Origin of the sequence: Chryseobacterium sp. CCNWLW53, assembly GCF_037083525.1 — a bacterium.
Lineage (GTDB): Bacteria > Bacteroidota > Bacteroidia > Flavobacteriales > Weeksellaceae > Chryseobacterium > Chryseobacterium lathyri.
This window is the reverse complement of the sequence record NZ_JBAOJR010000001.1, coordinates 970,079-985,110: the sequence shown is the minus strand read 5'-3', so window position 1 is coordinate 985,110 and position 15,032 is coordinate 970,079. Positions and strand designations below refer to the sequence as shown.

The 15,032-nt window shown below is 39.4% G+C and carries 10 protein-coding genes, 1 pseudogene and 2 riboswitches; of the genes and pseudogenes, 2 read left to right on the top strand and 9 right to left on the bottom strand.

Annotation, left to right across the window (positions count from 1 at the left end):
- Nucleotides 1-189 precede the first annotated feature (189 nt).
- Nucleotides 190-2,316 carry an outer membrane beta-barrel family protein gene (locus V6R96_RS04610; RefSeq protein ID WP_336378138.1) on the top strand — a complete coding sequence of 709 codons (2,127 nt, stop codon included), beginning with the start codon at nucleotides 190-192 and terminating at the stop codon, nucleotides 2,314-2,316.
- Between the two features lie 69 nt (nucleotides 2,317-2,385).
- On the opposite strand, the gene V6R96_RS04605 is transcribed toward V6R96_RS04610, so the two are convergent.
- A complete protein-coding gene (locus V6R96_RS04605; protein WP_336378137.1) occupies nucleotides 2,386-5,130 on the bottom strand; it encodes a TonB-dependent receptor domain-containing protein in 2,745 nt (914 codons plus the stop codon).
- Nucleotides 5,131-5,419: 289 nt separating this feature from the next.
- Nucleotides 5,420-5,518: riboswitch (SAM-I-IV-variant riboswitch) on the bottom strand.
- A 122-nt stretch (nucleotides 5,519-5,640) separates the two neighbouring features.
- On the opposite strand from V6R96_RS04605, the pseudogene V6R96_RS04600 reads away from it, so the two are divergent.
- Nucleotides 5,641-7,858, top strand: a pseudogene (locus V6R96_RS04600) (outer membrane beta-barrel protein).
- Between the two features lie 278 nt (nucleotides 7,859-8,136).
- Here V6R96_RS04600 and V6R96_RS04595 read toward each other — a convergent pair.
- The 8 genes from V6R96_RS04595 to thiS form a co-directional block, all read right to left on the bottom strand.
- Nucleotides 8,137-8,847, bottom strand: coding sequence for a HesA/MoeB/ThiF family protein (locus V6R96_RS04595; protein ID WP_336378135.1), 711 nt, complete (start codon nucleotides 8,845-8,847; stop codon nucleotides 8,137-8,139).
- 136 nt (nucleotides 8,848-8,983) lie between these two features.
- The gene (thiH, locus tag V6R96_RS04590; protein WP_336378134.1) at nucleotides 8,984-10,102 is read right to left on the bottom strand and encodes a 2-iminoacetate synthase ThiH; all 1,119 of its coding nucleotides are present in this window, start codon (nucleotides 10,100-10,102) and stop codon (nucleotides 8,984-8,986) included.
- Nucleotides 10,103-10,116: 14 nt separating this feature from the next.
- Nucleotides 10,117-10,893 (bottom strand): thiazole synthase, encoded by a 777-nt coding sequence (locus V6R96_RS04585; RefSeq protein WP_223557722.1) that lies wholly within the window; start codon nucleotides 10,891-10,893, stop codon nucleotides 10,117-10,119.
- Nucleotides 10,890-11,504: a thiamine phosphate synthase gene (locus V6R96_RS04580; protein ID WP_336378133.1), complete on the bottom strand. Its 615-nt coding sequence runs from the start codon at nucleotides 11,502-11,504 to the stop codon at nucleotides 10,890-10,892. The genes V6R96_RS04585 and V6R96_RS04580 overlap by 4 nt, the downstream gene beginning before the upstream one ends.
- 2 nt (nucleotides 11,505-11,506) lie before the next feature.
- Nucleotides 11,507-12,256: a hydroxymethylpyrimidine/phosphomethylpyrimidine kinase gene (locus V6R96_RS04575; protein ID WP_336378132.1), complete on the bottom strand. Its 750-nt coding sequence runs from the start codon at nucleotides 12,254-12,256 to the stop codon at nucleotides 11,507-11,509.
- On the bottom strand, nucleotides 12,232-12,819 hold the full coding sequence (locus tag V6R96_RS04570; protein ID WP_336378131.1) for a thiamine phosphate synthase: 588 nt from the start codon (nucleotides 12,817-12,819) through the stop codon (nucleotides 12,232-12,234). The genes V6R96_RS04575 and V6R96_RS04570 overlap by 25 nt, the downstream gene beginning before the upstream one ends.
- Nucleotides 12,816-14,627, bottom strand: coding sequence for a phosphomethylpyrimidine synthase ThiC (gene thiC / locus V6R96_RS04565; RefSeq protein ID WP_336378130.1), 1,812 nt, complete (start codon nucleotides 14,625-14,627; stop codon nucleotides 12,816-12,818). The genes V6R96_RS04570 and thiC overlap by 4 nt, the downstream gene beginning before the upstream one ends.
- A gap of 25 nt (nucleotides 14,628-14,652) precedes the next feature.
- Entirely contained in the window at nucleotides 14,653-14,859 is a 207-nt protein-coding gene (thiS, locus tag V6R96_RS04560) for a sulfur carrier protein ThiS (protein ID WP_223557727.1), read from the bottom strand.
- 59 nt (nucleotides 14,860-14,918) lie between these two features.
- Nucleotides 14,919-15,016, bottom strand: a riboswitch (TPP riboswitch).
- Between the last annotated feature and the right edge of the window lie 16 nt (nucleotides 15,017-15,032).

Genomic DNA, 15,032 nt, shown 5'->3' with positions numbered 1-15,032 from the left:
TTTCAAATATAATTCTCTACTGGATACTATAAGGTACTTTCTCGACAAAACACCAAAAATTCCCGATGAAACCGGTTTGGTCCGTTAAAATGAAGCATTCATCTAGTCTCTATTTCCAGAGGATCTTCTATCCTATAATTTTGCTCTATAACGTAACACAAAGTTATTAGCAATTATTATAAAATAAACATGAAAAGAATACCTATACTTATCTTCACCTTATCCTGTACATTATTATCTGCACAGTCCGTAAATGATACAGCAAAAGTAAAAACAATTGAAGCCGTATCATTAGAAGGCAATAAAAAAATTATAGAACGCAAGGTTGACCGTCTTGTTTATAATGTTCAAAATTCTATGGTTTCCCAGGGAAGCTCAGGAACAGAAATTTTAAGCAATACACCTATGTTAAAAGTAGAAGAAGATAAAGGTCTTCTGTCTATTGCAGGGAAAAGCGGGGTTTCTGTCATGGTGAATGACCGTATGCTAAATCTTTCCGGATCGGAGCTGATGAACTATCTGAAAAATTTACGTTCTGAAAATATTGCTAAAATTGAAGTGATCACAACACCTCCCGCCAAGTATGAAGCACAGGGTAACAGCGGAATCATTAATATTGTTTTAAAAAAGAATCAGAATACCGGATGGAGTGGTTATCTGAATAATTATTATAAACAGGCAACTTTTGCAGGCTTTGGCGGAACTGCAGGTCTGAATTATCAGAATGAAAAAGTAAAAGCTTCTTTAAAGTTCCGGGGATACGATGAAGAAAAACAATCCATCGAGAATTATACCGTTATCAGCAATCAATCCTCTGTAAGCAGAGACCAAAGACGTGATATGAATGATGGGTTAGGTATCAATGTAAGTCTTGACTATTCATTGAGCGACAAGTCTGTTATCGGACTGATCTATGATATGGCAAGAACCCATTCTAATATGGATATCCATTCTTTTCAAAATTACTTTACTGATGATATTTCTACACTAAAAACAGCCACAGAATCCAAACACCGTTCCACCTCGGATTCGCAAATGCTCAATCTCTATTTTGATCAGAAGTTTGGTGAACACAAATTAAGTCTGGGGGCTAATTATTATGGAAACTCGCCCGATACAAATGTCAATTTTATAACCACAGATCTTGCTGATCATTCTACTCAAATTGTAAGAAATCTTTCATCGGTAGATTACACAATTTATTCAGGGCAGGCAGATTTAACATTAAATTTAAAAGGCTTACAGTTAGAAACAGGTGTTAAATACAGTCAGTTTTCCAATAGATCGGATATTGGGTATTTTAATCTGGTTAACAGCGATTATATCATTGATCCGAAAAGGAGTAATCTTTTTGATTATGATGAAAAAAATTATGCCGCCTATATCAGTGCAAGTAAAGATTTCGGAGAGAAGTGGTCTGCAAAATTCGGTTTACGTTACGAGTATGCGCAGACAACGGGATTTTCTGCGACCACCCAATCTCAGTCTGAAAACAATTACGGAAAACTTTTTCCCACAGCTTATATTTCCTATAAAGCCAATAAAAATAACCAATTCAGTATGAATTATTCCCGAAGAATTAACCGTCCAAATTTCCGTGCTCTTGATCCTTTCAGATGGTATTCTAATCCACTTAGTTATTATGCCGGAAATCCGAGCCTTCAACCTTCATTTAATCATAATCTGGAATTTAATTATATTTTTAAAAATAAATTTTCTGCCAACCTTTATTATCAGAGAAGTAAAGACAATTTTGACCAGATTACTTTCCTGGATGGAATTTACCTGAACAGCACCTACCAAAACTATTATGATCAGGATAATTATGGGCTTAATCTTACTTATACAGACACTTTTTTCAAGATCTGGGAAAGCAATATTTCGACCTCCTTCAGCTATAGCGAAACTCAAATTACCAACTTTAATGCAAGTCCTAAAAATGGGCAGTCAATTTATTATTCTGCTAACAATACTTTTAAATTAAATAAAACAAAAACCCTCTACTTTTTCCTGAATTACTGGCAATCCCTTCCTTCAAAAAGTGGCAATTCAACATCAAAAAGCAGTGCCGGATTAAATGCAGGAATCAAAGTCAGCCTTATGGAGAAAGCATTGCAGATGAATCTTTCTGTGAATGACATTTTCAGGCAGGGCGGCTACAGAGGAAGTGTTTATTTTACAAACAATACACAATCTTTTGATAATTACTGGGATGCAAGAAAGCTAACCGTAAGCATTACTTATAATTTTGGGAACCAAAAGGTCAAATCTAACAGCAGAACGGTCAATTTTAAAGAAAAAGAAAGAGCAGAATAATAAATTCTGCCCTCATTTAACAAAAAACAGAGATTCCTTCTCTGTTTTTTGCTTTGCTTTTTATGTATTTTAAAATTTAAATTCTACTCTGGCAAACAGGAAACGGCCTCCTATACCATACTGAGAAACCTGCCTGGAATACACAAACTGATTATCCGCTGTTAATGAGCTTATATCAGGGCTTTTCGAAGGAAGGATGTTAAATATATTATTGCTGCCTATTGTTGCCGAAATGTTTTTATTGAAGTCATAGCCTACGGAAAGATCGGTCACAAAACGTTCATTCAGAACAAAGTGTTCTCTGCTTTCAGTAACTCCGTCAAAGTTGGCATCCAGCACATCAGCATCTGTCACTTTTCCAAAATAGGAATTTCTGAGGGAAACCGTAAGTGCTGAAAGTTTCAGGGTATTGGCAAGCGTAGCTTTTATACGTGGAACAGCTTCTTCAAAATAAACTCTGTTCGGCTCAGAGAAATAATTATTGATCTGACTTACCAGTTTAGGCGAAGCATGGATATCACCAACTCTTCTGGTCTGATTAAAATTAAGTCCCAGGTTATTTTCCAGAGATATCCCTTCCGAAATTCTTGTATTCTGAGAAACTGTAATATCCAGCCCTTTTGTCTGGGAATCTACTGCATTAGCAAAGAAATTCGCAGCACTGGCTCTTGCAAGATCGAACGCTCCCTGTAGCACGGCTTGGTCTGAACCCGGCGCAAAACTTCCTTCCGGACGGTAGAACAAATCGGTAAGCACTACTCTATCTTTAATTTTTATAAGATAGGCGTCTGCCGTAAATACCAGACTTAAAGCCGGAATCTTCCATGTAATTCCTGTGCTGTACGACTGTGACGTCTCCTGTTTCAGTTTGGGAATTCCCAAAGCCTGAGCTGCTTCGGAATTATTTCTAAAAGTCCCTACCTGGGTAGTTTCTCCTTTCTGGATCAATGTAGAGGTTGAACTGTAATAGATCTGTGCCAGAGATGGTGCTCTAAAACCTGTAGAAACTGCACCTCTCCAGTTAAAGTTTTTAGCCAGCCTTACATTCGTTGCCAGCTTATAATTAAAGGTAGAACCAAAGTCAGAATAATTTTCAAATCGCACAGCTCCTTCTACCAGCCACCAATCCGTAGGTTCAATTTCCACATCAGCATAAGCGGCAACACTGTTTCGGCTTCCGGAAACGGCGTTATCCGGGCTGAATCCGGGGAAAACCTGTGATCCGGCTGGTCTTGTAGCTCCAAAAAAGTCAGTTACTTTTTCATTGTCAGGGGTAGCAGCAGTCACTACACGTCCAAAAATATCATAAGAAACATAGGAGTTTTCATTACCCGCATTTACTTTATAGTTTTCATAACGGTATTCCCCTCCAAAAGCCACATTCAGGCCATGAAACACATCATATTTTTTTGAGAAATCAAGATTCAGCGTATTTTGTAAGAATTCTGAGCCTCCTGCTTCAAAGGTTCTTGGAGAATTTTCTCCTAAAGAAGCATTAAACGTGTTCACCACTCCAAAATTAAAAGCATTTTTACCAAAAGTATTGCTCAGATCCACATTCCAGCCGTTCCATTTTCCTTTGATTCCTCCGGCTAGAGAATAATCATTCACATTGGCTTCAATTTGCGGCAAGTATCCATTCGGGGTAACAGCATTGATGTTTCTTTCTGTATTCGGAAGACGGTAAAATCCACCTGCATTTCCCAAACGGTAGCTGTATCCTCCAAAGGAATACACTTTCCAGTCTTCATTAACCGGAATTTCAGAGTTGAAAAAAAGCTGTGCAGACTGCAGCTTGGACTGTCCTGCCCTAAGGCTGAAATCTTTTCTTTCCAGACCTCTGTATGCAAGTTCCTGATCAGTAAAATCTTTTCCCAGTAACCCCTGCAATGCCGTAATACTGTTAGCTCCTGATATCTGATTTTTAAAATCCTGCGAAAAATAATCAACCTGTGATGCATATTGCTTGACTGTATTGATGATCTGCTGAGTGTTGGAAGTATTGGTAATGTTTTTATATAATCCATCGATATTCACTCCGTTCTGCAATGCTCTGTAATTAATGGCATTATAAGCATTAAAGATGGGTCCCTGACGTTCTCCCGCTCTTGAATATGGATCACGGTATTGCACGGAACCTGTTACATTAATAAATCCCTTCTCCCCGATCTTTGCTCCATAGTTAAGATCAGCAGAAATGGTCTGCCCATCTATTCCTCCTGAAAAATTATTGGCAACAGGTGAAGCATATCCTCCTAAAAATACCTGTCCTGAAAGTCCAAGTCTTTTCTTTAAACCTAAATTCACTACTCCTGCAATGGCATCAGAACCATATTGGGCTGAAGCCCCGTCTCTCAGGACCTCTATTTTCTCTAAAGCAAAAGCCGGAATTGCGTTAAGATCCGTTCCTACCGAACCTCTTCCAGGGGTAAGGGTAACGTTGATCAGCGAGGACTGGTATCTTCTTTTTCCGTTAAGCAATACCAGCACCTGGTCCGGGCCAAGTCCTCTTAGCAGAGCAGGATCCACAAAATCCGTTCCGTCGTTCACCGTATGCGATGTGGAAGAAAATGAAGGCACTACATAGTTAAGCGCCTGGCTTATATTATTCACGGGACTTTGTCTCAGAATCTTGGAAATATTGATGATATCTACCGGAACCGGAGTTTCTGTAAGTGATCTTCCAGCCCCTCTGGATCCTAGGATCACTACATCATCGATCTTTTTAGAAGATATGGAATCCGTCTGCCCGAAATAAAATGCAGAAATAAAAGTTGCTGATGCTATGATTGTTTTTTTGTTGAAGTTGTACATGTGTTTTTCTATTTTTAATTACTGATTGTTGGTTGATTTCAGGCAACAGAATTCCTGCAACCTTTATTTTAAGGTTGCGATCAAAAGCCTGAATGATTGAATTATTTTTTAAAGAAGTCTAGAAACAACAACACATGCGCATGTGAGTATGGCATGAAAGCAAGTCAGAATAACGAAGTGATACTTCATGATCTGAGAAACGAAAATTTAAATTGGTCTTGTGGTTTCCCTTGTCTTTAAACATTGATTTTATTTTTAAAACAAAAATGTCAAGATGGGAAGAAAATAGAGAATAAACATTTTTTCCGGGCATGCCGGCTTATCTATTTCAGCACCTTGCTTGTTTTTGCAGGTTGCTATCCCATCTATGAGATTCTTGATAATTACCTGGCAAAGATATAATTATTTCGGAATAAAAAAAATAATTGCCCAAAAATTTAACTTTTCGCAAATTTCGCCGTAACAAATGAGCTTTTTTTACGTCTAACTGGATAGTAGTAAAAAAACATTATGAGAAAAACTATATTCACGCTGTCTTTGCTGGCGTCTTTTTTTGCTTATTCACAGGGAAAAAAACAACAACACCCCAGACAAGGAGAAACAGATTGAAGGCGTAGTCATTACCAAAACTAAAAAAGCCGTTGAACAGAAAGCAGACCGTACTATTTTTGACTTTTCTGAACAGCCACAGCTTAATAACGGGAATGTTCTGGAAGGTATAAAGAAACTTCCGGGACTGGTTTCCACAGATATTGCCGGAATGATGTACCAGGGAAAAATCCTGGATGTTTGCCTGAACGGAAGACCTTTAAATATTACTTCAAACGAACTGAATTCTTTTCTTGAAGGGATGCCTGCCAACTCGGTAGACAGAATTGAAGTGATCACGCAGCCGGGAGCGGAATATCCGGCTACTTCAGGAGGTGCCATCATGAATATCATTACAAATAAGAATGCCAATAAGTATTTAACAGCAACGTATTCTGGAAATTATTCGTTTACCAATTACGATAAATTCAGAAGCAGAACCACCAATTCATTAAACTTAAATGCCAGAAATAAATATTTCGGATGGCAGCTGAATGTTGGTCAAAACTATCGCGAAAATATGCTGAATGGCGATCAGGATGTTCTTCTTCACAACAATACGGACAGAATAGGACGCGGATATTTTGCAAAATCAGGGTTGACTTTTGATCTTGGACAGGACAGATTATTGCTGAACTACGATATTTATCACAACAATAATGACAATTATACAGCCAGTACAGGCCTTGCCGACATCCCTGTCAGCCTTAATCCTGTCAAGTACCGGGAAGCTGATTATGAAGCATCCGATGTCGCTCATACCAACAACCTGAGGCAGGAAGCTGTTGTAACGTATCAGAAGCGTTTCAGCGAAAAGTCTCAAAAGCTGGACTTCCAGTTTGGATATACTAAGGCTACATCTAAATTCTCTCAGGACAATTTCTTCCAGAGAGGCTTTTATACGGATATTTGGCAGCCTTTCCTTAATGTAGGCGGCGAAAATGTACTTGATAATAAATCGGATATGAGGGTTGCTAACTTCAAGGTAGATTATTCACAGCCGATCAAGCTTCTGGACGGTGGAAAAGTGAGTTTGGGAGGTTTATATGAGAGACAGGATTATGATACGGAAAGTAAAGGTTTGACCAACCTGGAGTACCAAAGACAGACGGCTTCTACCTACCTTGAATTTCAGGCAAAACTGAAAAAGTTTGACTTTACTTTAGGAGCAAGAGCGGAAAATTATGATATTTCCGGGATTACAAGAACCATAAAGGATAATGCTGTTCTGGAAAGAGATTTAACACCTTTCAATAAATTCAAGCTTTTTCCGAATGCAAGCGTACAGTATAGCCTGATGAACCAGGTGTATGTTGCAGCGAATTACAATAAAAAAATCACGCTGCCAAGCATTTCTGCCCTGAACCCGAATAACGTCATCTTTGCCAGCCCGAATACGGAAGTTACCGGTAACCCGGATCTTCAGCCTACGATTTTTGATAATTATGAATTGAAAGTTTCGGCGTTTGATTATGCCTTCATTGGGTACAGTGTAAGTTCTGCAAAAGATCAGGTAGCACAGATCATTATGAAAAACGGCAAGAACCTTTACAATAAACAGGTGAATATTTCGAATATGAAAATTCATAACTTTAATGTAGGTCTTCCTATACCGTTTATGATTTTCAGCAAGCCAATGAGCGAGATCATGAAGTTTAATTTTAACCCTGACAAAATTAACTTTATGTATCTGTATGCAGGTTACCAGAAACACGATATTGATAATTTAAACAATAAAGGCTTCTGGATCTTTAATATCATGACCCAGCTGCTTTTACCAAAAGACATAAAACTGACCGCCAACTATAGTTATCTTACTCCAAAAGCCGGATATTTCTACTTTACGGCTGATAAACCATTCAACAATAACCTGGATATCACGTTGACGAAGAAATTTATGAACAACCGTCTTACTGTTTCCGTGTTTGCGAATGATATTTTCAACGGGCAGGTGATGCAGGTATATTCCAATCCGCCTGAAGGCCAGCCTGTAATGATCAGAAGTAAGTATGATACGAGAAACTTTGGAATTTCTATCAATTATAAAATTCCTACCAAGAATAAACTGGCTAAGGAAGATCCAAATATTCTGAACCAGACTAAAAAAGAAGACACAGGCGTTATGCAGCAGGCACAGTAATTTTTTAGAATTAAAAATCATAAAATGAGGCAGTAAAGAAATTTTACTGCCTCATTTATTTAAAACAATATAATTTAACCTAAGTCCGGGTAAGATATTCCTTTTTTAAGAATGTCATGAAGTTTGAAGCCAGAAGAGGGAAGACATTGTCCCTAAAACAGAACTACAGTAAGCTTTATTAATCTTTATGCCTTCATCAAATTTTTAATAAGTGTCAGCTATTAACTTCCAGCCTCCCTCTTCCAGCTTCCTGCCCCTTAACCCCGACCCAGGTTAATTTAAAAATCTATGGTCTGGAATCTCCAGTTCAGAGTATCAATAAGGGTAAGCTGATTTGCTTGCACAGGAAGTTCTGTGATGATCTTTAAAACCTGCATAGCCATCATACTCCCTACAATGCCTGGCAATGCTCCCAAAACTCCGAGACTGTCGCAGTCAGGCAAATTTTCGTCAAAAGGTGGTTCCGGAAACAAATTCCTAAGGTTTTTACTTCCTTTATAATTGAATACGGCGGTTTGTCCCGAAAATCCCAGGATACTTCCGTACACCAACGGTTTTCCAAGCTTAACGCAGGTATCATTGATCAGATATCTGGTGGTAAAATTATCGGATCCATCTACTATAATATCGTACTGTGAAAGGATTTTTTCTGCATTTAAGCTGTCGATTTTTATATCAATTCCAATAAACTTTACCTGATGATTAAGCTTATCGGCAAATGCTTCCGCACTTTTAACCTTTGAAATCCCAACTGTATTTTCAGTGTGAATGACCTGGCGGTTCAGGTTGTGAAGCTCCACCTCATCAAAATCTGCCACACCTAAAGTTCCCACTCCGGCAGCGGCGAGGTACTGAATGACCGGACTTCCTAAACCTCCTGCCCCAATGACAAGGACTTTGGAAGCCATTATTCTTCGTTGCCCATCCAGACCAACTTCTTCGATAAATATCTGCCGGCTGTATCTTGCAAAAATATCTTCGCTTTTCATTCCAAAATTGTTTTGAACCATTAAGATTTTTAACCTGTTAAGAAATATTAAGATAAGCTCCGTTTTAAGATTAAAAAAATCTATTGATTTTTCTTAATTAGACTTAATGACTTCAATGTTCTTAATGGTTTAATTTTTAAATTCCGCTATATGCAGGATCCCAATCTTTCATCACTGGATCGTAACCGGCTTTTCTGATGCTGGCTTTTACTTCTTCCATACTCCGTTCGTCGCTGGTTTCAAATTGTTCCAAAGATTCTACATCTACGGCATAACCTCCCGGATTTGTTTTAGAAGCCGCGCTCATGGCTGTTGCCCCGAGTGAGATGATATTGTCCCTGAATTTTTCATTTTCTCTGGTAGATATGGAGATTTCCAGGTCTTCATTCCAAACTCTGTAGGCACAGATCAGCTGTAGCAGGTCCTTATCTTCCATGATAAAATTGGGTTCAATGATTCCTTCTGCAGGCCTCAACCTTGGAAATGAAACTGAAAAACGGCTTTTCCAGTATTGCTTCTGGAGATAATCAATATGGAGGGCATTGAAAAAACTGTCTATACGCCAGTCTTCAAGCCCAAGCAAAACACCCAACCCGATCTTATGAATTCCGGCTCTTCCAATTCTGTCCGGGGTGTCTAAGCGGAAATGGAAGTTTGATTTTTTCCCTTTAGGATGGTATTCTTTATAAACCTCCTGATGATACGTTTCCTGATACACCAACACCGAATAAACACCTTCCTGATGAAGCTGGAAATATTCCTGTTCTGATAAGGGCTGTACTTCAATCGAGATATTGGCAAAATGAGGTTTCAACAGGCGGACAGCGTTTAAAAAGTAAGAAATTCCTACTGTTTTACTGGCTTCTCCACTTACCAATAGAACGTGATTAACACCCATAGATTTCAGAACAGAAGCTTCTATCATCAACTCAGTATCAGAAAGGGTTTTCCTCCTTACATCATTATCCAGACTGAAACCACAATACGTACATATATTCTGACATTCGTTGCTGACATACATCGGTGCATAAAGCTGAATGGTTTTCCCAAAGCGTTTCTGGGTCAGCTGGCGGGTCATTTTTGCCATCAGTTCCAGTTCCTGTGCGGCGGCGGGAGAAAGCAGATTTAGAAAATCATCTAAGGTTTTATTTTTCTTCCGAAGGCTGTTCAGAACATCTGAATGGGTTACTTTTCCGAGTCTGATTCTTACCTCATCCCAATGATAACGTTCAAAAACATCTTTAAAGCTGTTCATTGTTTTCTACTATTTTATTCAAATAAAAAAGAGGTCAAAGGACTTGATGCTTCGGCGTGATCTGCTATTGCCCCTAATCCCGATTCAAAGGCTCTTCTTCCGGCAATAACCCCTTCTTTAAACGCCAAAGCCATATTGACAGGGTTTCTTGCCACAGCAATTGCGGTATTGACGAGAACCGCATCAGCTCCCATTTCCATTGCTTTTGCTGCATCAGAAGGTGCCCCGATTCCCGCATCTACCACAACGGGAACATTGCTCTGGCTGATGATGATCTCCAGAAAATCTAATGTTCTCAATCCTTTATTGGTACCAATTGGAGCTCCTAAAGGCATTACTACAGCAGTTCCGGCATCCTCCAGACGTTTACACAGCACAGGATCGGCATGGATGTATGGCATTACGATAAATCCCAGTTTGGCCAGTTCTTCTGTTGCATAAAGAGTTTCAATAGGATCAGGAAGAAGATATTTCGGGTCGGGATGGATTTCCAGTTTCACCCAGTTTGTTTCCAGGGCCTCTCTTGCAAGCTGTGCTGCCAGTACTGCTTCTTTCGCGGTTCTGGCCCCCGAGGTATTGGGAAGGAGGTGAACATGAGTTTCTTTTAATGAATCCAACAGTCCGTCTTCTGCTGCACCGGAATCTATTCTCTTCAGTGCCATGGTGACCATATCTGTTCCCGAAGCGATCACAGAGGTCGCCATTTCGTTTAGGTTTCCGAATTTTCCGGTTCCCAGGAACAGTCTTGAATCAAATATTCTCTCTGCTATTATTAATTTCTGATTATTCATATCATTGCTTTTTTAAATTCACTGATAGCAGCCGGACGGTTGGTGATTTCTCCCGAGACTGCAGCACCATATATTCCGATCTGCTGAAGAGGTTCAATATCCTGAAGGACAACTCCTCCGATGGCATAAATTTTCGGAATGACTATCGATTTGTCTTTTAAATTTTTAATAATATCCTGATAGCCTTCAAATCCGAGGATCGGGCTTAGCTTTTCTTTTGTAGCGGTAAATCTCAGAGGTCCTAAACCGATATAATCGCATGGTTCACTGATTCTCTGAAGGACATCTGAAAGGGTATTGGCTGTTCCTCCGATCATTTTATTTTTACCTAAAACGTGTCTCGCCATTTCAATGGACACATCTTTCAGTCCCAAATGGACACCGTCTGCATCAATTTCTTTAGCCATTTGAACATGGTCATTAATGATACAGACCGTCTGATATTCTGAACAAAGTTTTTTTGAAATTTCACAAAGCTGAAAAAATTCGTTTTCATGAGCATTTTTCCAGCGAACCTGCAGCCATTTTATACCATTATCTAAAGCTTTCCGGATATTAAACTCCTGTTCTTCTTTGGTCTGTCCCTGAGATATGTATTGTAATTTTTCCATGATTAAACTGAATGAAAACCCAATAAAGAGGGGTTACTTTTTAAAAATTTTTCGGTATATAACTTTCCTTTCCTGCAGGCATCTTCCAGACTTTCTTCTTTCGCCAGCCAACCTGCAATTGCCGAAGACAGCACGCATCCTGAACCGTGTTTCGGATAGTAGCCGGAAGACTCATCAAGATTCGGCTCCAATGAAATCTCTTCTCCGTTCCGGATCAGAATATCTATACCAATTTTATCTGTTCTGTGACCGCCTTTAACCAGTACAGCACAAAAATTTTCGCTTTGATCTAAGAGGCTATTTTCTTGTAAAACCCTGTATTCATTATAGTTGGGTGTAATAAGATCAATTTTTTTTAAAACATCTTTCAAAAGAGGTAAGGTTTCCAGATCAAAAAAAGAAAATTCTGAAGTACTTTTTAATACCGGATCCCAGATGATCTTTGTTCCGGCATTATAGAACCGGATTGTTTCTATGATCTTTTCCAGAAATACCGAATCTTTTACTACTCCGATTTTTATAGCTTCAACAGGGTATTCTTTCATCAAGACACTTATGGATGTTATGATCTCGTCTAAAGGCCGCCACTCTATGCTTAAACACCGGGATTCCGTCTGAACGGTCATTGCTGTGCAAACACCTAGCCCCATTACGTCAAGCTGTTCAAATGTTTTTATATCCGCTAAAAGGCCTGCTCCACCTGATGGATCAAATCCTGCAATACTCATCACGAAAGGGCGTTCTGTCTGCATTTTTTAAATGTATTTAGTGGCTGATCGCTGTTCCATACCGCACCTAACAGTGCTGCTCCGTCTGCTCCGTTTTCGAACACTTTACAGATATTATTCTCGTTAATTCCTCCCAATGCAATTAATTTTACTTCCTGGTTAGTTCTATATTTCATTTCTTCTATTAATGATGAATCTTCCCCATACCCCTTTTTAGAGATGCTTGGGAAAACAGGACTGAAAAATGAATATTCCCATTCTTTTCCTAGTGCATTATACGTTTCCATATCATGAACCGAAGTGGAAAGAATGTTTTTCCCGACATGAGACTTATAAACCCCGGCATTCCGGTCTGCTTCCCTGAAATGAAACCGGGAAATATGATGATCCTTCCCCAAATCACCATATCCGTGCAATACCAACTGAGGATAAAACTTCTCATCGATACGATACAGGAAATTTTTCATTTCTTCCCGGCTTATCTTAGGCTTTCTTATATGAAGCAGATCCAATCCTTCCTGAAACATTTGGTTGATGACCTCTGTCTCATTTTGAATCATTGTTTCGGGAGTGATAACGAGGATCATATATAAATTTCTTTTCCTTTTTCAATAAATTCCTGGGATTTATCCAGCATGCCTTTTTCTGCAGAATCGCGGATTTCCTGGGTAATTTTCATAGAACAGAATTTTGGACCGCACATGGAACAGAAATGGGCAATTTTAGCACCTTCCGCCGGCAGCGTTTCATCGTGATAAGCTCTTGCCGTATCGGGATCCAATGAAAGATTGAACTGGTCTTCCCATCTGAATTCAAATCTGGCTTTACTCAAAGCATTATCTCTGTATTGCGCTCCAGGATGACCTTTCGCCAGATCTGCAGCATGTGCAGCTAATTTGTAAGTAATAACTCCAACTTTTACATCTTCTTTGTTGGGAAGACCCAAATGTTCTTTCGGAGTTACATAGCAAAGCATTGCGCATCCGAACCAGCCGATCATTGCCGCTCCTATTCCGGAAGTAATATGATCATAACCTGGAGCAATATCTGTCGTCAAAGGACCTAAAGTATAAAATGGTGCCTCCTGGCATACTTCCAGTTGCTTATCCATATTTTCTTTGATCATATGCATCGGTACATGGCCCGGCCCTTCTATCATCACCTGCACGTTGTGCTTCCAGGCAATTTTAGTCAGTTCACCCAAAGTTTCCAGTTCAGCAAACTGAGCGGCATCATTGGCATCCGCAATAGATCCAGGACGAAGACCATCTCCCAAGGAAAAAGCTACGTCGTATTTCTTCATGATCTCACAGATTTCTTCGAAATGGGTGTACAGAAAGTTTTCTTTATGATGGTAAAGACACCATTTTGCCATAATAGATCCCCCTCGTGAAACAATTCCTGTTACTCTTTTTGCTGTAAGATGGATATATCTTAATAAAACTCCGGCATGAATAGTAAAGTATGAAACGCCTTGTTCTGCCTGCTCAATTAGAGTATCTTTAAAAACTTCCCACGTAAGGTCTTCCGGAACACCTTTTACCTTTTCCAATGCCTGATAAATTGGGACTGTACCAATAGGAACCGGGCTGTTTCTGATGATCCACTCCCTTGTTTCGTGAATGTTTTTTCCCGTAGAAAGATCCATAATGGTATCAGCTCCCCAGCGGCAGGCCCAGACTGCTTTCTCTACTTCTTCTTCAATGCTGGATGAAACAGCACTGTTTCCGATGTTAGCATTAATTTTAACCAAAAAATTACGTCCGATAATCATTGGTTCACTCTCCGGGTGGTTAATGTTGTTTGGAATGATTGCTCTTCCTGCGGCAATTTCATCTCTTACAAACTCCGGGGTGATCTTACCTTTCGGAGTATTGGCACCGAAACTGTTCCCGGGATGTTGAAATGCCATATCCTGGGAAACCGTATCCAACTGTTCTATCCTCTGATTTTCCCTGATGGCTACATATTCCATTTCAGCGGTAACGATTCCTTGTTTTGCATAATAGAGCTGTGTAAGTTCAAAGCTTTCTTTTGCTACTTTCGGTTTGTGATCGTAGGCAAAACGCAGGTCATCAAGACGTGAATCTGCAAGGCGGGCTTTTCCGTATTCTGAGGTGATTCCGCTCAGGATATCCACATCTTTTCTGTCCAGTATCCATTGCTCCCTGATTCTTGGAAGTCCTTTCATGATATCAATGGATGCATTTTCATCCGTATAGGGACCTGAGGTATCATAAATGGTTACAGGTGCATTATCTTCCAACGTCCCGTTGGTAAGCTTTGTGGGACTGAGGTGAATTTCACGCATTGCTACGCTGATAGGATGTATTTTTCCTTCAACATAAATTTTCTTGGCGTTCGGAAATGGCGAACAAGTGATTGAATGAGCCATAAGTTTTTGTATTATTAAATGAAAATTATCCGCCCTGAGTGGCAGTAATGATTAAAACTGAATCTTTATCTTTAAGGATTGTTTCTGCCCAGTCGGACAATGGAATAATACGGTTGTTGAGAGCCACGGCTATCCCTTTTTTCTTTCCGGGTATTTCCATAGCCATGAGTGCTTCCAGATTATCGGGAAGTACTTCAAATGTTTTCGTTGTGTGGTTGATTGTAAGTTCCATTCCTAATTATTTTAAAATATACTTTAGGAATGGCCATTATTGTACAATAGAGTGTACAGCAAAAGTCATTTACTTTTCCCTACGCTGGTATAATCCAGATCAGGTTCAAAGGGTAAAGTCTCAGTCTGTATGTCTACAGACACCCCTAAAGTTGTGACGAAGGTAGTTATTTT